This window comes from Fibrobacter succinogenes (genome assembly GCF_902779965.1).
Taxonomy (GTDB): Bacteria; Fibrobacterota; Fibrobacteria; order Fibrobacterales; family Fibrobacteraceae; genus Fibrobacter; species Fibrobacter succinogenes_F.
Genome location: NZ_CACZDK010000029.1, coordinates 1 through 19,754, shown reverse-complemented (window position 1 = coordinate 19,754; position 19,754 = coordinate 1). Strand labels below are relative to the sequence as shown.

Sequence of the window (19,754 nt, the reverse complement as noted above, 5' to 3'; positions counted from 1 at the left end):
AAATTCTAATGGACTTGAACCAATGTTTGTTTATTATAACCTTTTACAAAGGTTTTTACGACGTAAATTCCGGGGGCAAGACCGGTCAAATTGGCGTCCCCTTTCGCATAGCGCACGAGTTTTCCGTTCGTATCGTAGATGCGTGATTCGGTGACTGCTGCGTTTACGCGGTTGATTTTCACGATGGCGACGCTTCCTTTATCGACGTCTTTTTCGGTGAGTTTGATTTGGTCGAGGTTCGGACCGTCATTGCCGTCAACGATGGAAAACGTGATGTAGCTTGCGCCTTTGGGGAGTGTAATGGTTGCTTCTTTTGTTTGGTATGTGGTCCACTTGTCGGTGGCTTCGAACGAAATGACTTCGGCGCCTTTGCATCCGTCAACGCCTGTGGTGCATGTGCCGGGTTCGGCGAAGGCAAGGCTGCGAGCTTTGCCGCTGCCGTTTGCGTAAGTCATTTCCATCGTGTATTCGCCGGGATATTCTACATAGACGGGAACTTGGACGGTTGATTTTCCCGTGCCGAAGTTGATGTAGCCCGTGCCTGCAAAGCCTGCGTTTGTGCTTTCGTTGATGGCGTTATCGATGATGCCGTCTTCGGCTTGGAATGTGGTTGTGCCTTTGGCTTCGAAGATCGCGCCGAGTTCGATGTCCTTGGTCATCGTTGTTTTCCATGTGCTTTCGCTGCCGGCATCGCTTGCGCTTTTGCCGGTCCAGCCTGCGAATTTCCAGCCGCTGGCGGGTTTTGCGGTAAATGTGACTGCGGTGCCTTCGGCGATTTTTTCGCGGTTCGGGGAGGCGACAATGGAGCCACCGATAGAAGAATTAATTGTTAAGTTGTAGTAAGTGACGTTTGCTTCGAGAACGGTAATTTCGTTGGAACTTGCGCCGAGGCCGCCCATGGAATTTGCGGCGCGGACGGTGACTTTGGAGCCTGTGGCAATGCCGCCGATGTCAATGGAATTTGTGGTAGTGTTGCTGTGGTATTTGCCGTTCACAAAGATGGCCCAGCAAATGGCGTTGTCGTCATCGTTCCATACAATGTTGGCGCCTTCCTGAGAAATCTTTGGCGCAGAGACTTGCGCTGTGAGTTTGTTCGGTTCCCAGTTGTCGCTACCGCCAAGGACGTTTTTGAGCGTGTATTTAGCAGCGTCGCTTGCATTCCAAACAGTCTTGAGCGTCGTTGCAGTGGATTTGTCCTTGCCGCCATCAAAATACGTTTTGCGTTGGCTTGTGTTGATGGCGCCACCATTCCCGTTTTTGCTGTTGTATTCGCCAAAAATCTGCGGAGCGGAATTCATGTCGGGACCCCAGCCTTCGGCTCTGGGCTCTGCACGCATGATGGTATTTAAGAAGACGACTTTTGCACGGCCCCAGGAGCGTCCGAGATAAAATGTTTTATTGAAACTAGAATTGCTGACTTCGATAATGGCGTTGTTGAAAACGTAGCCCCAGGTATCTGGATTTTGTGAAGCGGTAATGTAGCCGCCGTTTCGCGTCATCACAAGCTTCGTGCCTTCGAAGAATACGTCGCCGCCACCACAGATAAAATCTACCGTTCCGTCAATTTCGCCGCCTTCCCAATAGGTGCGGCCTTTCTTGGTGTAGTAAGTGTCTTGGCCGCTCAAAAGGCGTACGTTTTTGTAGATAAATTTATCGCCCGCATTTTGCTGCAAGGCGACTTGTCGCGCTGCATTTGAAGAGCTAACGGAACTTCTGTTTTGCAGGGTGATGTCCTGCATGTACATGTTTTTGTTGCTTGGGAAGTATATTGTTGCCGTGGTGCTTATGCCTTCGGTATCGGTCGTGTTCCAAATAATTGTTTTATCAGCCGATTGCCCGATAATGGAAATGTTCGAACCGCTGAAAGTCGATCTGCCATGTTCATCGCCGGTGATCTTGGTGATATTGTATTCACCGTTTGGCACGAATAAAATAAAGCGGTTTGATTCGCTTGCGCCCGAAGAAGATGCCTTTGCGATTGCCGCCTTGAAGTCTCCATCGACGCCCAATACAAAATCAAAGCCGTGCTTTGCAATTGCGGAAGCGCTCACCGTCATTGCAAACGGCATACAAACTGCAAACCTGTAAAACCAATTATTCAACATATTACCTCAATTCTAATGCATGGATTGCTTCGCCAGGCTCCCACGCTTCGCTCGGAGTAAGTGTAGCTCGCAATGACGTTTTTTTTGCTTGTCGCCCGGCCTCTGTGCCGGGGCGCCTATTTTGCGTTCCTTCCGTTTACTCTGTACGTTTTTCCATTTCCTCTCGTAAAGTAAGCTCCCGCGCCATTGGCTTTGCCGCCAAAGTCCACAAAGTAGCGGTTGCCTTGTTTCGTTTTGCGGATTGCGCGCATTGCCTCAATGGATGTGCGTGGAACTTCAACTTCGCCAATTTTCAAATCGTCGCTCATCCAGCCGATGTAATCGATATTGGACATGCCATCTTTCGAAAGGCTTGTGAACTTGAGTTCGCTGTAGCCAATGGGCAATTTAATCTCGATTTTTTGCATTTTCCATTCGGTCCAACCGCCGGTCGATTCCATGCTGCCGTTGGCGAGTAACGTGTCGTTGCCTGCAGAAACGTTGAATCCGCGCGCGGAACCTCCGCCATTTGCGAAGCTGATGAACAATGTGTATTTGCCTTCCTTGAATGCGGTAACGCCGTAGGTCACGTAGCTTCCGGTGGAGTTGTCTACGTTGGCGTAACCTTCGCCGACGAATCCCGTGTTGCTTGCTTCCTTGACGCCCTGAATATCGATAAAGTCTACGCCGTCAATGTATGTCTTGCAAGTGTCGCTCCCGCACATGGCGGGTGCGGGTGGGGGCGGGACATAGTTGTCGTCCATCTTGGCGAGCGCTTCGAGATAATTTTTTTCGGTGTTGATGATGCCGGTGCCGTAATCACCTGCCCACTGGTATCCCGTGCGGCGTTCTTCGCTAATCTTGGTAAAATCCTGCGTCTTGGTGCTCGCGCCATCGCGGTCGCAGAAAAAGTAATTGTCGTTGTTGACTTCGTAGAATCGGTACCAGAGAACGTTACCGTCGCGCTTTTCGAATGTTCCTGCTTTTTTGTTGAAGTAGAGTCCGGTCACACGTGTTTTCTTGTACCATTCAATCGCGCCCTTGATGGATTTTTGGATGGCTTCGGTTTGTTCGGGCCAGTTCATCAAGAACCATACGGCACCTGCGGATTCGCTGCCGGACTTGCTGGCGAGTTCATAAGCGCGTGCGCCAACCGGGGCAAAGCTGTTGGTGTCATGCTGGGCGCACCAGACTGTGAGTTTTCCGTCATTTACGATTTGTGCCTTGAGCAAGTAATCGACTGCTTTGTCGAGAGCCGATTTCATCTTGCTACGAGTGGCGTCGTCGATGATGTCACTGTCGAATGGACTCGTTTTGTTGGCGATATCCATCATGGTGACCATTGCGCGGATCATGGCGTTGTCATTCAGTGTGATTTGGTCGGAATAGTTGCCGCGCTTGGGCCAAACTTGTGGGAGCCCGCCTTTGGAGCGCTGCATTGTCAAAAGAAAATTGACGGCCTTGTTGAAACTTGTCTTGAATGCTGATTTGTAATTGTTGTTCGTCGTCTCTTTGTAACGCACGGCGAGCAAACGCATTTCTTGAACGGTGGCGTTGTTGTCGATCGTGCCGAGGTCACCGCCGCCTTTTGCCGTCCAAGAGGATTTTGCACCGCCTGTGTATGCGTTCTTGTACTTGTCGGCGTGGGCTTTGTCAAAACCTCCATTTGCGATTTGCCAAGTGGTCATGTTGTAAGTGTACTGGTCAATATCCATGCCGGATGCCGCCGAAGTCAGCTCCGAATAGCCTCGATAGCTGTTGATTTTCGAAACTGCTGTTGATGGGGGCGCATAGCTTGCTGCAAATGAATAACAAGCGACCGACAAAGTCGCGCAAAAAAGCCTGTAATTGACAATTCCAAACCCAAAATTCTTCATAAAAAACCTATAGAAGAGTTTTTATCCACACCACACCTATAATTTATATTCTGACGGGTCAATATTTGTTAAGAAATGCTTTTTAAACATTGAATTTTTGGCAATGAAGTCTGCATTTTGGGGACCACTTGCTTTAAATGTTGAAAATAGACCGCTTTGATGGCCTACTTACTTTTTTTTGAGGGGCGCGCGTGGCGTGGAGCGTCGTCTTCTCGTTTTTATAATACGCTCTGTATAATATTTTTGTAAAAATTTTTGAAAAATTCAAAAATCTTTAAAATTTCTTCAAAAATCTTGATTTTGTATAGTAAAATCTGTTGCGGAAGCTATAGAATGAATTTATTTTATAGGTATGAAACCGATAACAGAATATCAAGATTATCGAAAATACATGCGCGATTTTTACGAAGAACGTAAACGCAGTTCTTTGTTCTCGTGGCGTGAATTTTCTCGTTTGGCGGGGTTTACTTCGCCCAACTACATTCAGCTCGTTTGCGATGGAAAAAGCGGTTTGAGCAAGAATGGTGTCGAGGGTGTTGCCAATGCCATGTCGATTGAAGGTATTGATCGAGATTTTTTCCGTGCGATGGTGCTTTTTGGCGACGCCAAAAGCGATGCAAAGAAAACCCAGGCTTTTAAAGAAATGCAAAGAATCGCGAAGGAAAATCACTTGCGAGTTGTGGACTCCGAGGCGTTCAAGTATTTCGAAACGTGGGTGAATCCTGTGATGCGGGAACTTGCGCCGATTATGCCGGGAGCAAAACCGTTGGAGCTTGCGCACCAATGCTATCCAGTCGTAAGTGCGGCCGAAGTGCGCTATGCGTTGGACTTTTTGTGCCGTACTGATTTTTTGAAAAAGGTTGACGAGGATACCTACAAACAAACTGAAAAAATTGTAACGGGATCTTCCGAGGCGATTCCTTTGGCGTTGCGTTCCATGAACCGCCAAATGTCAAAGCTTGCTGTTGATGCCATTGACGAAATCCCGCCGGAAAAGCGCCATGTCGCGGGCGTGACGCTTGGCATGTCCGATGCGACGTACAAATGGCTTGTGCAAAAGCTTGAAGTTCTCAGGCAGCAGGTGGTTGCCATGGCTGCTAAAGAAAAAGATTACGATAAAGTTTATCGCTTGAATTTACAACTGTTCCCGTTGACAAAAGGGAAGGAGAAATGAAATGAAAAAAATAAATAAAACAATCATGACGGGACTTACCGCTCTCTTGATGTCATGCTCAAATGACGTCTTTACACCTGATTTTACGGGTGCGACTACCGAACCGAATTCTTCGCCGATAGGGCTGACGGAAGAGCAGAAAGCTATTTTGGCGAGGTCGCTCATTTCTTTGGCGGACCCATCGATGGCAGATTCATTAGAACGGCTTTTTGATTCTTTGATGGTGTCTATGGGCTCTAATACAAATAAGTTCTACTTTGATTATGTCAATACGCTTCCGTGGAGCATAAAGAATAGTCAGGTATATCATTATCCCAGCAAGGATCGGCGTAAAGTTTGTGACGTTGTGACTTATTCAAAGGAGAACAATTTAGAGAGGAATGGCGTGTTGCGCGCAACATCGTATGACGACGATCATGAATGTGCTCATGACGTTGATCCGTATAAAAGATGCTACTCGGAGGAGGCCGCGCAAGACTATTTCTATAACCATCCTAATGAATCCATCGAAGCTACTAAAATTGTTGATGTTGATGGAGTCCCAGTCGTGATAAATACGATGGGGTCAAGGAAAATGAGAAATGGTTTTTGGGGATATGGTGTTTCATGTGCCGAGAAGTTGAATCTATTTAAAAAATCTTGCAAAGATGCGAATGGTCTCTTTTGGGATTTTGGAGATGGGTGTAGCGAAGATGACTTGGAATTGGCTTGCGCATCATTTATCCCTGAAGGTCAGGCATGGTATGATGTCTTGAATGATTATACGGCTCAGTATAAAAATCAATGTATTGATGATTCCATAAATTACGCTCCGTTTGATGACGAAAATTACGTTCGCATCAATCCTTTTACGTATCAGCCCTATTTGGATAGTATGAATAGAGTTTACTTTGCTGAAAGTGATTGGGCTAATACTTTAAAGCGTACAACGTATGCATATAAGTGGCAGTTTTCGATAATCGATAGTACCGTCAAAGTTAGTTCGGATGGCAAAGTTACTTACAAAGAAATAGATGATAGTAAGCTTTATGGAGGATTGAGTCTCGCTTATAATACGTTGCCAAATACTCCAATCGCAGATACGTATCGCAATGAGGGTGTTTATATATTGCCAGATTCGTTGTTAACAACATTCTTCCCCAAGTTGGCAGAATATCCAGGCCGATTGGACGAGTTTAGGACGTATCGTTCTTCTAAAAACTCCATTTACTACCTAGTTGTTCTAAAAGATATTGGCGCTAAGGGACATTTAATAACTCGTATTGATGAAAATGGAATTTATGTGACAGATATCGTGAAGAGCGGGAACAACTGCCCTGAAGATACGACGGTTTACTATCCTATAATTTTGTTGGCGGATTCACCGGATTGGGATGGTTTGAATCACCCCATTGTGAAAACGACTTATGCGAGCGACAAATGGAATTGCGACAAGCCGGAAACTCTTGCGAAAATAGAGCCGTACGGTGAGTGGATTATTTCTACGATGTACGATTATGGCAAATATGTAAAACTATTTGGTGTTGACTAAATTCACCTTCTAAAAAGAACAGACACCATCAGGAGGGGGAGCCTCGCTGACTACCTAAGTGTCATCTCCGACTTGTTCGGGGGTGACTTTTGTTTTTCTATCTTTATCGCTGTATGAATACTAAAATCTATTACACCCTTACGGACGAGTCGCCATTCTTGGCGACTCAGTCTTTGCTTCCTATCGTATCTGCTTTTGCAAAGACCGCAGATATCGATGTCGAAACCAAGAACATCTCCTTGCCTGGCCGCATTCTTGCCGCTTTCGCGGACACGCTCCCGGCAGGAACGACGTTTGCTGGCAAGCCGGTGACGGACGACCTTGCATTCCTCGGTAAGCTCACGCTTGAACCGGATGCAAACATCATCAAGCTTCCGAACATTTCTGCCTCGGTGCCGCAGCTCAAGGCCGCCATCGCTGAACTCCAGAAGAACGGCTACGCTCTCCCGGACTACCCGGATGCTCCTGCCAACGACGAAGAAAAGGCAATTCGCGCTCGCTACGACAAGGTGAAGGGCTCCGCTGTGAACCCGGTGCTTCGCCAGGGCAACTCCGACCGCCGCGCTCCTAACGCTGTCAAGAACTATGCTCGCAACAATCCGCATAGCAACGGCGTGTGGAACGAATCCGTGAAGACTTATGTCGCCAGCATGCAGGCCGATGACTTCTACGGTAACGAAAAATCCATCACGATGGCCGAAGCCGACTCCTTCAAGATTGAATTTGTCGATGACGCTGGTGCCGTGACGGAACTCCGTGCCGCAAAGCCGCTCCTCAAGGGCGAAATCATCGATGCGACCGTCATGCGCATGGCTTCTCTCGAAAAGTTCATCGCCAATGCAATGGCCGAAGCCAAGGCCAAGGGCCTCCTCTTCTCCGTGCACCTTAAAGCTACGATGATGAAGGTCTCTGACCCGGTGCTGTTCGGTGCATTTGTCCGCGTGTTCTTCAAGGACGTGTTCACGAAGTACGCAGACCTCTTTAAGGAACTCGGAATCGACGCCAACAACGGTCTCGGTGACTTGTTCAAACGCCTCGAAGGCAACGCTCGCGAAGCCGAAGTCAAGGCTGCTATTGATGCCGCTTTGGCTGCTGGCCCGGACCTCGCCATGGTCGATTCTGCCAAGGGCGTTACGAATTTGCATGTGCCGAGCGACGTGATTATCGACGCTTCGATGCCGGCAATGATCCGCAATTCCGGCTGCATGTGGAACAAGGAAGGCAAGCTGCAAGAAGTTGTGGCTTGCATTCCGGACCGCTGCTACGCTGGAATTTACGATGAAACGATTGAATTCTGCAAGCAGAACGGCGCATTCGACCCTAAAACCATGGGCACCGTGCCGAACGTGGGCCTCATGGCTCAGGGTGCCGAAGAATACGGCAGCCATGACAAGACGTTTGTTGCTAAGGGCAAGGGCGTCATTCGTGCTGTGAACGGCAAGGGCGAAGTCCTCTTGCAGCAGAATGTGGAAGCTGGTGATATTTTCCGTATGTGCCAGGCTAAGGACGCTCCGGTGCGTGACTGGGTGAAGCTTGCTGTAACGCGCGCTCGCCTCTCGAACACGCCGGCTATTTTCTGGCTCGATCCGGAACGTGCTCACGACCGCGAAATCCAGAAGAAGGTGGAAGCCTACTTGCCGGAACACGACTTGAAGGGGCTTGACATCAAGATTATGAGCCCGCGCAAGGCTATCGTCGAAACGATGAAGCGTGCCAAGGCTGGTCTTGATACCATCGGCGTGACGGGTAACGTGATGCGTGACTACCTCACGGACCTTTTCCCGATTCTCGAAGTCGGTACTTCTGCAAAGATGCTATCCATCGTGCCGCTTATGGCTGGTGGTGGTCTCTACGAAACAGGTGCCGGTGGATCTGCTCCGAAGCAGGTGCAACAGTTCCTCGCCGAAAACTACCTCCGCTGGGATTCTCTCGGCGAATACTTCGCTCTCGTGCCTGCATTCGAACAGGTCGCGCTGAAGGATGGCAACAAGAAGGCTAAGGTCTTGGCCGATACGCTTGACGCCGCCAACGGCAAGATTCTCGAATTCAACCGCACGCCGGCTCGTAAGATTGGCGAACTCGACAACCGTGGTTCCCACTTCTACCTCGCACTTTACTGGGCCGAGGCTCTCGCCGCCCAGAAGGACGATGCAGAACTCGCCGCCAAGTTCGCTCCGGTCGCTGCCGCTCTCTCCGCGAAGGAAACGGAGATTGTCGCCGCTCTCGCTGCCGAACAGGGTAAGCCTGCCGATATCGGTGGTTATTACATCCCGAAGGCAGAACTTCTCAAGAAGTGGATGCGCCCCGTCGAAGCGTTCAACAAGGTGATTGACGAAATTTAGGATACTATATTTAGCGGGGTAGCCCAATTATGCTGGCATATGCCGGTTCATTGGACTCCCCGCTTTTAATTTATGGAGAAACAAAATGATTCGGTTGCTATTGTGCCTGCTTTTTTTGATGGTTTCATGCCATGACTCGTCTAGTACAGGCCCGGAAGAGGAAGGCTCCAAGGTCGCATTTGAATTGGACGACGCACACAAGGGAATGGTTCTCGTTAAGGCTTCGGATAGCCACACTATTTTGGGGACAAATTCCAGCAGCGCTTTGGCCAAAGAACGCCCTGCGATGAAGGCTCTTTTCACCTATGACTTTTCTATCTCGGAACATGAAGTCACAAGGGGTGAATACGCGGCTTATATGAGTGGGGGACCGAATGTGGCTAATAGCGATCTACCTATTACCAACGCGACCTTTGGCGATGCGATTCTGTTTGCCAATGCGCGTTCGAAAAGCGAAGGCTACGACACCGTCTATACCTACGATGCCATTACATTTGATGAGCAGCATCATGCACTCGTCTTGGAGAACTTTTCATTTCTTCCCAATGTTGAGGGGTACAGGTTGCCGACGGAAGCAGAATGGGTGCTTGTGGCATCACAAGATTGGAATCCACAGGAATCCTGGAACAACAAGAATTCAGATTATAAGTTGCACCCTGTTTGCGAAAAGAAAAAAGATGAAACCCAAGTTTGCGATATGGCCGGCAACGCAATGGAATGGGTAAATGATTGGCTAGGCAATTTTAAGGATACTACCATTGTAAACTATGTTGGGGCTCCTAATGGAGGTTCACTTGGAGAACGAGTCGTGAAGGGAGGCAGTTATCGGAATGCTCCGGAAAACATGACCGTCTATTCACGGAGTGATGTGTATACCGTGACATCATCAACGATGGCAGAATATGTGGGTTTTCGATTGGCGTTTGGCGCCATTCCTGACCCCGTGTGGATGAACCCCAATGGCTCTGTTACAACTTCGACATTTACCTCTACGGCAACTACGGCGATACTTCGCGAAAAAATTAAAACTTTGAGGGCAAAGCTTGTTTTTAGGAATGAAATGTCCGGCAATCTTGTCTATCTAGATTATTTGAATGGTAATTCGGCTTTTATTGAAATTGTTGATTCTTTGGATGCTTACCATCCGGATGTTTCTCCCAATGGCCATCATGTTGCTTTTTGTACAAAGTTGGAAGGCGTTTCAGGACAGTCTAGCTTGTATGTTCGAGATTTGAATGAAAAAGGTTCCAACCTTGTAAAGCTTGATGTAGAAAGTGCGGCAATCCCGCGTTGGCGCGTTCTTCCATCTGGAGATACAGTTATTGTTTATACAAACGATGCGGGAAACAATAAAGATGGGGCGACCTTTGCCTCTATGAGTACTTGGCAGGTCAAATTCGAAAACGGGAAATTCGGCAAAGCCCAAAAGCTCTTTGATGGTGCTTATCATGACGGCGTTTCACCTGATGAAAAACTTGCTGTTTCTGGCGCACGCTTGTTGAGGGCCCGTATAAATGGTTCTGACACCGTTTGGTATAATGGAGAACAGGCTTGCAATGTATCGTTGGCAAAGGATGGCAGCAAGCGATCGTTATTCCTTGATTTTGCAAGCTCTACTGGTAAGGATTTCGTTGGAACAAACTATGGCGTTCATGAACGGATCTTTGTTGTCGATAGTAGCGGAAAGTTGATACAGTCTGTTGCTGCGCCGAAAGGATACAGTTTTGACCATACGGAGTGGACCGATGTCAGCGATATTGCTGTGGCAACGCTTACTGATGCAGCCGGACTTCATGGCAAGATTGTTTTAGTGGATTTCAAGGATTCTTCGATTACGGAGTTGGCGCAAGGCGACGACCTATACCATCCTTATTTGTGGTCACGAATTAAAAGTAGTGATGTCGGATCCCTTGACTTGGACAGCGCGGGAGCTTACCGAGACCAGACAGCAGAAATCAGTGAAATAATCATGAACCCCAAGATGCGCATGTTCTGGGACATGAAAGATACTCTGGAACTTGTGATGCTGGGGTCCTCCCGTGTTCGTAGGGGTTTTGACCCACGCTATATGACTCGTCCATCCTTAAACCTTGGTTATGACGGCAGTGAACTTTGGGGAGAACTTTATATGGCGGAAAATTACGTAATTCCTCACGTAAAGAACTTGAAAACTCTGGTCATTGAAATAGCTCCTGACCTGCAGTCGAATACGCCTGAATTTAAAAATACGGTTTTATTTGAACGGGCTCCTGGCTATATCTACGATGCGAGCCAGAATTTTTGGAAGGACAGCTTGCCAAATAATTTTGTGGATATGGTGGATGAAAATGTCTCCTATTCACAGTTTGACCTGGATTCTTGTGTATCTACGGGGGGCTTGTACAGCCAACCTTGTTTGGGCTGGGGAAAAACTGGCGAAGTGACCAGGGATTCCAATTATAGTGAAGCGGAAATGAAGGTGTATGATGACGTCTTTAAGGAATTTGATGACTTTATCGAAAAAACGAAGAATGCGGGCTTCCTTGTTGTGGGACTTGTTTTCCCTCAGTCTCCTCTTTTTGCGAAAACAGGATCTTTTGGCCGCCATGGTCCTCCCAGAAGCGTAGCCCAGAAAACTTTAGTACATCTGGATTCCCTTGCTGCGAAGTATTCCCATTTTGTAATGATGGACGAATACCATTATGGCGCACATGACTATACGGATGAAATGGCGCTGGATTTCGATCATTTGTGTGTCGCTGGAGCAAAGAAACTGTCTTTGCGGCTAGATTCCCTATTGAATAAACTGCAACGGTAGCTTTCAGAGGGCTTTTTGAAACAGCGAAAGGTGATTGTCGAAACGATGGAAGCGCGCCAAGGCTGGCCTCGATACAATCGGTGTTACCGGTAACGTGATGTGCGACTACCTCACGGACTTGTTCCCGATTCTCGAAGTCGGTACTTCTGCAAAGATGCTCTCCATCGTGCCGCGCTCTCCGCGAAGGAAAGCGAAATCGTCGCTGCCCTCGCTGCGGAACAGGGCAAGCCTGCCGATATCGGAGGATACTACGTTCCGAACGCAGACCTTCTCAAGAAGTGGATGCGTCCGGTTGAAGCGTTCAACAACGTTATCGATAGCATCTAAAGCGTAAAAGCCCGCAAAATAATTGTCATACCCGCGCCTGTCCTCGCGCGGGCTTTGCTGTTTTTAGAACGATTCCCAACTTCCGTTGATGATCCGCTGGCAAAGAGCGGGTTCAAGTTCTTAAGCTGTTGTGCCGGCCCTAATGCCGGCATCAGCTGTTTTGGGGAGGCTAAAAAAAGCTGATTTTGAAAAAATGGCGATTTTTACGTGAAAAAGCCCTGTTTATTTAACTTTTTTACGTAAAATTTTAACGTTGTTTGTGATTGTTTGCGCTTTTAACGTTGTTTTTTGGTCGCATGAGGGGCTAAAACTCTAATTCCCCCTCCTTTTTTAGAAATTTTATCAAAAAAATTTAGAATTATGTCCATTTTTTTTGTTACGGTTGATTATTTTGTATGAAAAATTACGTAAGAAACTCCAGTTTTTCACTGTTTCTTACGTAAAAAAAAGACGAAAAAGTGTTTTTTATTCTGTAAAATGTGTTTTGCGGTTGTCGCCTTAGACGTTGTTTTGGGGAAATGTTGAAAAAAAAGGAGTGTCGCAGAAATGCGCACTCCTTTTTGCTTCGCTGTGAAATTCTTAGAATTGCCCGCGGCTCCCGTTGATAATCCATTGGCACAACGCTTCAATGCCTTCGTAATCGGGGAGCGTCTGCACAAAGTTCTTGGACTTGCTGCGTTCAATAAAATTGCGCCATACCATCTCGTTTTTGCCATTTAGCCCAAGGTGTTCTTCAATTGCGCCACGAGTCCAGACCCAAATGCCTTGCTCGCAAAGTTTGTTGTGGATATTGCGGATGGGGCGTTCGGCTTCTGGCATAGAGGCCATCATTGCATAAGCAGTGGAAGCGCTGATATTGCTGTGTTTGTTGACGGGGAGGCCGTTCACCAAGCGCAAATGGTTGTGGCAGGCAAGCTCGCGGAACAAGTTACGGCACTCGGTAATATCCGGGTCATTGGCGCTCAAGAATCCATCGCGAGTTGCCGTGGTAAACGCGTAGTCCAAATCGACAATGGCGCGCACGGGAATGTCCATGGCGCTCAAAACCTGCATACTCTTGCGGGTGTTGCTTACGCCGCCTTGACGCACGAGCGCGCACTTGATTAGTGCAAAAGATTGCCCGGTAATGCGCTCGAAAAGGGCGGGTAGCACACGCCATTCCGTTTTACCTTCGGTAAGGAGTACGTAATCGGCGAATAAAAGCTCGTTGCTGTTAGACAAACTAAACAGCATTTGCAATTGGCTCGGCGCATCTTTCACGACTTGGCGAACGGCATCTTCCATTCGCTTGCGCATGAACGTGCCGCGTTCCCTGTTCTTGCGGATCAAGAGAGACGTACTTACATCTTCGCTCGTGACCATCTGTGCGGAATGCGTTGCGAATATAACTTGGTAGCCTTCGTTCGAAAGGTTCTTCAATGCCACACGCACGAGCTCAACTGCTTGCGGATGCAAGAACAGTTCCGGCGAATCAATCAGCAAAAGCTTGCGGCTCAGGTAATGATTGTTGTGGTGCTTCTTGATTTCGGCGAGGTAACGGACAAGCGCCATTTGGATGGCTCGTTGCGAGCCAGCGCCCATGCGCGAAATATCGCGCTCGAAACCGTCATCTTCGTCAACGACCTTAATCGTTGCGCTCTTGAGGAATGTTTCAAGAGTTGGCACGGGAATATCGAGCTCCACTTTAACGCTTGGAAATAGCGGACGCAGCGCTGCGTTGACTTCTTTGTCGAACGCCTGGATTTCGTCGGCTCGTTTGTCGCTTCCGGGGGCGAGCAATTCCGTAAATTGTTCGATGACTTGACTCAGTTCGCCACCGAATTTGCGTTCGAGCGGCTTGAAAATCTCGTGCATCAATTTTGTGTAGGCGTTGTTCCCTTCAAAATCCCAAATTGCGATGGATTCCGGGAATATGCGGTTGAACGCTGTTATAAAGTGGTCGTTGACGCGGACCCAATCTTTGCCTTTCCGCTTGCCGTTAGTAGGGCTGAATGCCCAAAATTCAATGTTGCCGGGGAGTTCGCCCGGAATGCGTTGGACTTTCTTGACGCGGAGTGTGGTGCCCGAAAGGTACGGCATGAGTTCGGCCGCTTTTTCGTCGCCAAGGCGGTTCAAAATTTGTTCTGTAATACCCTCAAAAATCCCTTCGGCTTCGACGGGGTGGTTCGGGTCGTCAAAATACGAGATGTCTAGCGAAAAATGTGCCAGTAACCAACGAATACCCATCAAAATATTCGTTTTTCCGGCATTGTTGTATCCAATTAAGGCGGTAAAATCACTAAGCGGAAACGTCTCGCGCTGTATGGAGCGGAGATTTGAAATCGTAATTCGGGACAATCTAAGTGCTTGCGGCTGCATAGCTTGAAACTATAAAAACTTTTTCCAAAAAGTCTTGTTTTGAGCGATTGGAAGCTAAAAAGTGCATTTATTAACAGTATAAAATGGAATGGGTTTGCCGAAATTGCGACAAAAAGGAAAAAACACCATAGCTGTTGGGGCTATGGTGTTTTTTTTGGGGTTAGGAGGAGAACAAAGAGTTCTTGAACATAAAGGTATTTAATGTTGAGGTCGATTATCGTTTTTTGGGGCTTTTCGTGTTGAAAAGTGTTGTGAAACTCTCAATGAACCGTTGTGAATTTTTCTACAATTAATGGCAAGTATGTAAAAAAGAGGTTTTGTTCCGTGTCGAACTTTCAAAATGAAAATGTTACGGGAATAATTTCTAGATTTCCTGGTATGAAGAAATACGCAGCTCCAGTTATTCTTTTTGTTTTGGCTTGTGCCTTAATTGTTTATCTCAAAGTTGATTTTTCTGGTTCGTCTTCATCGTTCGATGTTAATCGGTACATGCAGACGCGCGCCAAGATTGATTCGTTGGAAATGGCCTTGTGGAATGCTCAGGGTAATGTCGATTCTCAGGTGAAAATTCGCGATGAACTTTCCAATGCTTGGGAAGATCTTTCGGCAATGCGGTCAAATACGGCGAGTGAAACAGAAACGCCCGAAGAAAACGTGGGCGGTTTTTCTGGAGGCGTATGGCTTTGGATTATCGGTGGTACGCTTTCCGTACTTCTCTGCTGTGTAATTCTCGTGCTTGTGCTTATCCACCGCAAAAAAGTGGTTGAGACTCGAATGATGGAAGCACTTGCAAAAGCAAGAGAAACTGGCGAGCTTCCTGCTATTGACGATTCTGAAACGATTGCAACGACTCGTATTCATTCTCCTAAAAAGTCCATTATTGACGAAGCTGAAGAATTTGCAGCCAGACGTCGCGAGACGATGGAACTTCAAACGAAGTCCGGAGACGCTTCGAAGGCTGCGTTTGAAGATGAACATGGAGTTCCCGAAAATCGAATTTTGACATCTCCGTTTAACGGAAAGACGGTGCTCCGTCCGACCGCAAGAGAACGTATTACCTCGGCCATGCAGTCGCTTTCTGATGTGCTGCACCACGACCGTACAAAGGTTCGTGCAAAGGAACAAACCCCACCAAGACCCGAAGTTGTAGCTACGGCAGTCGCACATCCGCTTGAAATGAACCGATTCGATCGCGAATCGTCGGTGAATAGCAAAGTCTTGCAAATGTCCCGCAGAGGCTTCCCGGCTTCGGCAATTGCTTCGAAGCTAAAGATTCCTCAGGCGAAGGTCGAAGCTGTTATCAAGGAAGCTGTAGAAGCAGGTAACTAATGCGTTACCGCTTTCGTTGTGAATATTTAGGCAGCGCTTTTTACGGCTGGCAAGAACAAAATTGCGGAGGCAAACTCCGGTTTGTAACGGTGCAATCTACGCTCGAAGAGGCGTTGTCGATTGCCTTGCGTACGCCAATCCGCGTAACGGGGTCGGGCCGGACGGATACCGGCGTGCATGCTCGTGGGCAGTGTGTTCATTTTGATTTTGACGGTGAACTTGATCCGATGAAGGTTGTTCGTTCTGTCAACGGTCTTACAAAACGTCTTATCCGTATTCGCGATTTGGAAGCTTGCGCCCCGGACTTCAATGCACGCTACGACGCTGTGTTGCGCTATTACCAGTACACGATTTTTACACGACCTGTGGCGTTGATGCGTGACTTTGGTTGGGAGTGCGGTTCGCTCAATCTCGATATCGAGGCGATGGGCCGCGAGGCGGCTTCGTTCCTTGGCGAACATGATTTTATTGATTTCTGTATTCCGCGAAACGATGGAAAGTCAACGCTTTGTACGTTAAGCGAATTCCGCTTGGAACGTTTGAACGACTGGAGTTGCATGTTCCATATCAAAGGGAATCGTTTTTTGCATCGTCAGGTTCGTGCCATGGTCGGCACACTCTTTGATGTCGGGCGAGGCCGCTATCCCGAAGGAACGGTCAATCAAATTTTCGCCAAGCAGTTCAAAGGTGAACGCACATGGGCGCCCCCGCAGGGGCTTGTGCTGGAAAACGTGGAATATAGGGATTATTAGAGCGGTATGGGCTATGGGCTCGGTCGCCTACGGCTCCCTTTGAGGTATGAGGTTATTGAATTAGAAATGCCCAAAGCCTTGCAGAGCAAGGCGACCCCAAAGCGAAGCGACCTCAGAGCGAGTTTACGAGCGTGCCCAGAGCGCAAAAGCCGCTAATGCCTAATCGCTTCGAGCATTTCTTTCACGGCGCGTTCCATGCCGACTAGTGTTGCGCGGCTCACGATGCTGTGCCCGATAATGATTTCGTCAATCCCGTCAATTTTGGCAACTGGCTGCACGTTTCTGTAGTTGAGCCCGCGTCCGGCGAGAACGTTCAAGCCGTACTTGTGGGCGAGAACAGTCATGTCTTGCAATGCCGAAATTTCACGATCGACTTCTTCGCGGCTGCCGAGTTCGAATGCCGTCGCGTACTTGCCGGTGTTGAATTCCACAAAGTTTGCGCCGACCTTCTTTGCTGCTTTAACCTGTTCGGTTTCGGCATCAATGAATACGCTTACGAGAATATCGTTGTTCCTGAGCGTCATGACGTACTTGGCGAGTTCGTCGATCTTTGCTGAAACGTTCAGTCCGTCTTCTGTGGATAGTTCGGTGTGGACTTCCGGGACAAGAGTCACCATATCGGGCTGGCGGTTGATGGCAAACTGCACCATTGCCTGAGCCGGAGCCATTTCAAGATTCAATTTTGTCGTAACGATTCCGCGGAGGAGTCTGATGTCTCTGTCCTGGATGTGGCGCTTGTCTTCACGGAGATGGGCGGTAATCCCGTTACAACCGGCGAGCTCCGCGATCATAGCGGCGGCGACTGGGTCGGGTTCCTTGCCTTTACGGGCTTCACGGATTGTAGCAATGTGGTCCACGTTTACACCGAGTTTGATAGACATAAGCTCTCCTATTTAGAATTGAATAAAGTCGATAAGTCAACGAGGGTCGTGCCTTGCTTGGCTGCCTTTTTGGCGATGTCCTCAATTTTAGACAAATTTTGTTCTGTCAGCGGGAGAATCATGATAGATGTTCCGCTTTTGGGCGCTTCCCTGAGTTTTTGGTGGACATAATCCTCAACGGAACTGTTGTCCGGATTGTACGGGAACGCTATTTTACAGATAATCTCAAAGTCTTTGCAAGATTGCGGAACGACGGTTCGTTCTTCCATGGATAAATCTAAAAACCACATGTCCTTCTTTTCGGCTGGTTTTAGAATGGCCTGTAACAGTTGCTTGTGCTTGACCGCCTGTTCCCCATAGCGAGTGGCGATGCCTGCTGCGTTTGGAAGGATTTCTTTTGCATCGTTGATGGTTTCTTCGATTTGTTCTTCGGTATGGTGGATGCGAAGCGGGCGAAGCTTGTTGTGGACTTTATTTAATTTAGTTGATTCCATGGCTAGCCATAGAACGATTTCTTTGTTGGTTATTTTATTTAAATCCTTGTAGAAATCGTCGTTTAGGCCGAATGGCGGAACAAGCAAGTCGAATGGAAAATCTAGATGGTTTAGTTTTTCAATAATCTCTTGCGTGAGGCTCGTCGTTTGGAATGCAATCGACATCAGTGATGCATTCTTCATGAAAATATTGTCCGAAACCTGAAGTGTCAGATGAAGCGAATCGCCTTTGGGCGTTAAAATTTCCACCTTTGCGGATTGATAAGAATTTGGATTATCATTGAGTTCTTCCATCAAGAGGATTGTACCGCCTCGTTTTTGGATAAACTTTTGAGCCTGCATTAAATAGACAACGATTGTCTTTCCGCGAGCAAGTGTCCAAATATTTCGCTTGGATCTTTTAGAATAATTCGATGAGATTATTTTCAGTTCGTCTTGCAAACCTTTTTCGAAAGGAGTCGTGTCGTTCACAATTGTTACTGCATCGGGAGGGCTTATGCCTGTGGTTTCCTCTATTTTTTCGAGAAAGAAGTATGCGTTGTCTTGGTTGTTCAAAAAAAATGCCAAGCCGGCAAAAATCCCCGATGCTAAAAAAAGAGCGACAATGTGTTTAAGCTTAATCATTACGCCTACAAATATAACTACATTGAGCGCATGCCTATTCTCTTTGCACTTGTTGGAGCTACTGGTGTTGGCAAGTCTCGCCTTTCACTGGAACTGGCGGAACGCTTTAACGCCGAAATCATTGGCGTAGATTCCCGTCAGATATACAAGGGCTTTGCTATTGGAACCGCGCAGCCATCTCTTGAAGATATGGCTCGGGTAAAACACCACCAGATTGATTTCCTCGATCCGCGTAAGGTTTACTCTGCTGGCGACTTCTGTGCAAATGTGAAAAAGCTTTTGTCTGAAAATCCGGACCAGAATTATATCTTGGTTGGCGGTACAGGCCTCTATCTCCAGTCTTTAATGCTTGGGCTTCCGCAAATTCCAAAAATTGATGAATCGATTCGAAAATCATTCGAAGAAGATGCCATAAAGTTTGGAAGTAATAGTTTGTATAAAAAAGCGAAGGAAGTGGACCCCGAAGCTATGGAAAAGGTAGAAGAAAATAATGTGCAGCGCATTATTCGCATTTTGGAAGTCTATCAGTTGACCGGCCGCAAGCTTTCGGAATGGCAAAAGGAACGCGAAGGTGGGATAGGGGAACTGCCGGTGTTCTGGCTGAACCGCGCTCGCGAAAATCTTTATGCAAGGATTGATGCTCGTGTGGACCAGATGATAGCTGATGGTTGGCTCGATGAAATTCATGAACTTGCTAAAACGGTGCCGCTCGATGCTCCGGCTTGGCAAAGTCTTGGCTATAAAGAACTTTTGTGTGCAAACGACGGCATTCAGGTAAAGACTGTTCTTGAAGAAGTAAAGCGAAAGACGCGAAATTATGCAAAAAGGCAGTTGACTTGGTTCCGTTGGCAGGTGAAATCCACCGAAATGGACTTGGATACGTGCGCAAATCCTGTAGAATTTGTCTTAAAACGACTGGATTAGGTGCAAAAAAGCGTTTTTTTGAACGCTCGCCGAAAAATTTTTTATAAAAAATAGGGGGCAAAAGGCTAAATCTGCCTTGTTGAAATTTTATGGTCCTAAAAAATAGGTGAATAGAATGTGAATATCATGATGTAGAAGCTGGATAGAACCCGTTTTTATCGAAAAAAATGAAAAAAAGTGAATTTTTTTGCCGATGACCCCTTGTTTTTATTCCTGAAAATTCTATAATTGGTCTCACCCTCGAACGGGTCACCCAAAAC

Annotated in this window: 12 protein-coding genes and 1 pseudogene; 8 read left to right on the top strand and 5 right to left on the bottom strand. The window is 47.5% G+C overall.

Features of this window, described 5'->3' with window-relative positions; translation table 11 throughout:
* Window positions 1-5: 5 nt before the first annotated feature.
* Both HUF13_RS12895 and pelA read right to left on the bottom strand, forming a co-directional pair.
* Window positions 6-2,069 carry a pectinesterase family protein gene (locus tag HUF13_RS12895; protein ID WP_304039144.1) on the bottom strand — a complete coding sequence of 688 codons (2,064 nt, stop codon included), beginning with the start codon at window positions 2,067-2,069 and terminating at the stop codon, window positions 6-8.
* A 152-nt stretch (window positions 2,070-2,221) separates the two neighbouring features.
* The gene (pelA, locus tag HUF13_RS12890; RefSeq protein ID WP_173475520.1) at window positions 2,222-3,961 is read right to left on the bottom strand and encodes a pectate lyase; all 1,740 of its coding nucleotides are present in this window, start codon (window positions 3,959-3,961) and stop codon (window positions 2,222-2,224) included.
* Window positions 3,962-4,313: 352 nt separating this feature from the next.
* On the opposite strand from pelA, the gene HUF13_RS12885 reads away from it, so the two are divergent.
* The 5 genes and pseudogenes from HUF13_RS12885 to HUF13_RS17605 all read left to right on the top strand — a co-directional run.
* Window positions 4,314-5,135, top strand: coding sequence for a TIGR02147 family protein (locus tag HUF13_RS12885; protein ID WP_173475519.1), 822 nt, complete (start codon window positions 4,314-4,316; stop codon window positions 5,133-5,135).
* A gap of 1 nt (window position 5,136) precedes the next feature.
* Window positions 5,137-6,666: a hypothetical protein gene (locus tag HUF13_RS12880; RefSeq protein ID WP_173475518.1), complete on the top strand. Its 1,530-nt coding sequence runs from the start codon at window positions 5,137-5,139 to the stop codon at window positions 6,664-6,666.
* Between the two features lie 113 nt (window positions 6,667-6,779).
* A complete protein-coding gene (locus tag HUF13_RS12875; RefSeq protein ID WP_173475517.1) occupies window positions 6,780-9,008 on the top strand; it encodes an NADP-dependent isocitrate dehydrogenase in 2,229 nt (742 codons plus the stop codon).
* 85 nt (window positions 9,009-9,093) lie between these two features.
* The gene (locus HUF13_RS12870) at window positions 9,094-11,805 is read left to right on the top strand and encodes a TIGR02171 family protein (RefSeq protein ID WP_173475516.1); all 2,712 of its coding nucleotides are present in this window, start codon (window positions 9,094-9,096) and stop codon (window positions 11,803-11,805) included.
* 49 nt (window positions 11,806-11,854) lie between these two features.
* Window positions 11,855-12,132: pseudogene (locus HUF13_RS17605) on the top strand (NADP-dependent isocitrate dehydrogenase); the annotation flags it as partial.
* A gap of 579 nt (window positions 12,133-12,711) precedes the next feature.
* Here the strand turns inward: HUF13_RS17605 and HUF13_RS12860 are convergent.
* The gene (locus tag HUF13_RS12860) at window positions 12,712-14,490 is read right to left on the bottom strand and encodes an ATP-dependent endonuclease (protein WP_173475515.1); all 1,779 of its coding nucleotides are present in this window, start codon (window positions 14,488-14,490) and stop codon (window positions 12,712-12,714) included.
* Between the two features lie 378 nt (window positions 14,491-14,868).
* Between HUF13_RS12860 and HUF13_RS12855 the strand changes: the two genes are divergently transcribed.
* Both HUF13_RS12855 and truA read left to right on the top strand, forming a co-directional pair.
* Entirely contained in the window at window positions 14,869-15,819 is a 951-nt protein-coding gene (locus HUF13_RS12855) for a hypothetical protein (RefSeq protein ID WP_304039142.1), read from the top strand.
* Complete coding sequence (gene truA / locus HUF13_RS12850) at window positions 15,819-16,571, top strand: tRNA pseudouridine(38-40) synthase TruA (RefSeq protein ID WP_173475513.1); 753 nt, start codon at window positions 15,819-15,821, stop codon at window positions 16,569-16,571. Before HUF13_RS12855 ends, truA begins: the two co-directional genes overlap by 1 nt.
* Before the next feature lie 152 nt (window positions 16,572-16,723).
* Here the strand turns inward: truA and HUF13_RS12845 are convergent, their stop codons facing one another.
* Window positions 16,724-17,452: a pyridoxine 5'-phosphate synthase gene (locus HUF13_RS12845; protein ID WP_173475512.1), complete on the bottom strand. Its 729-nt coding sequence runs from the start codon at window positions 17,450-17,452 to the stop codon at window positions 16,724-16,726.
* An 8-nt stretch (window positions 17,453-17,460) separates the two neighbouring features.
* Window positions 17,461-18,570, bottom strand: a complete 1,110-nt coding sequence (locus tag HUF13_RS12840) for a divergent polysaccharide deacetylase family protein (protein WP_173475511.1) — start codon at window positions 18,568-18,570, stop codon at window positions 17,461-17,463.
* Between HUF13_RS12840 and miaA the strand changes: the two genes are divergently transcribed.
* Window positions 18,553-19,494, top strand: coding sequence for a tRNA (adenosine(37)-N6)-dimethylallyltransferase MiaA (miaA, locus tag HUF13_RS12835; protein WP_304039140.1), 942 nt, complete (start codon window positions 18,553-18,555; stop codon window positions 19,492-19,494). The genes HUF13_RS12840 and miaA overlap by 18 nt on opposite strands.
* Window positions 19,495-19,754 lie beyond the last annotated feature (260 nt).

Excerpts from the sequence above, each read along its gene's own strand:
- HUF13_RS12840 (WP_173475511.1), bottom strand. The coding sequence starts at position 18,570 with ATGATTAAGCTTAAACACATTGTCGCTCTTTTTTTAGCATCGGGGATT.
- HUF13_RS12845 (WP_173475512.1), bottom strand. The coding sequence starts at position 17,452 with ATGTCTATCAAACTCGGTGTAAACGTGGACCACATTGCTACAATCCGT.
- HUF13_RS12885 (WP_173475519.1), top strand. The coding sequence starts at position 4,314 with ATGAAACCGATAACAGAATATCAAGATTATCGAAAATACATGCGCGAT.
- HUF13_RS12870 (WP_173475516.1), top strand. The coding sequence starts at position 9,094 with ATGATTCGGTTGCTATTGTGCCTGCTTTTTTTGATGGTTTCATGCCAT.
- HUF13_RS12855 (WP_304039142.1), top strand. The coding sequence starts at position 14,869 with ATGAAGAAATACGCAGCTCCAGTTATTCTTTTTGTTTTGGCTTGTGCC.
- HUF13_RS12875 (WP_173475517.1), top strand. The coding sequence starts at position 6,780 with ATGAATACTAAAATCTATTACACCCTTACGGACGAGTCGCCATTCTTG.
- truA (WP_173475513.1), top strand. The coding sequence starts at position 15,819 with ATGCGTTACCGCTTTCGTTGTGAATATTTAGGCAGCGCTTTTTACGGC.
- HUF13_RS12895 (WP_304039144.1), bottom strand. The coding sequence starts at position 2,069 with ATGCCGTTTGCAATGACGGTGAGCGCTTCCGCAATTGCAAAGCACGGC.
- pelA (WP_173475520.1), bottom strand. The coding sequence starts at position 3,961 with ATGAAGAATTTTGGGTTTGGAATTGTCAATTACAGGCTTTTTTGCGCG.
- HUF13_RS12860 (WP_173475515.1), bottom strand. The coding sequence starts at position 14,490 with ATGCAGCCGCAAGCACTTAGATTGTCCCGAATTACGATTTCAAATCTC.
- HUF13_RS12880 (WP_173475518.1), top strand. The coding sequence starts at position 5,137 with ATGAAAAAAATAAATAAAACAATCATGACGGGACTTACCGCTCTCTTG.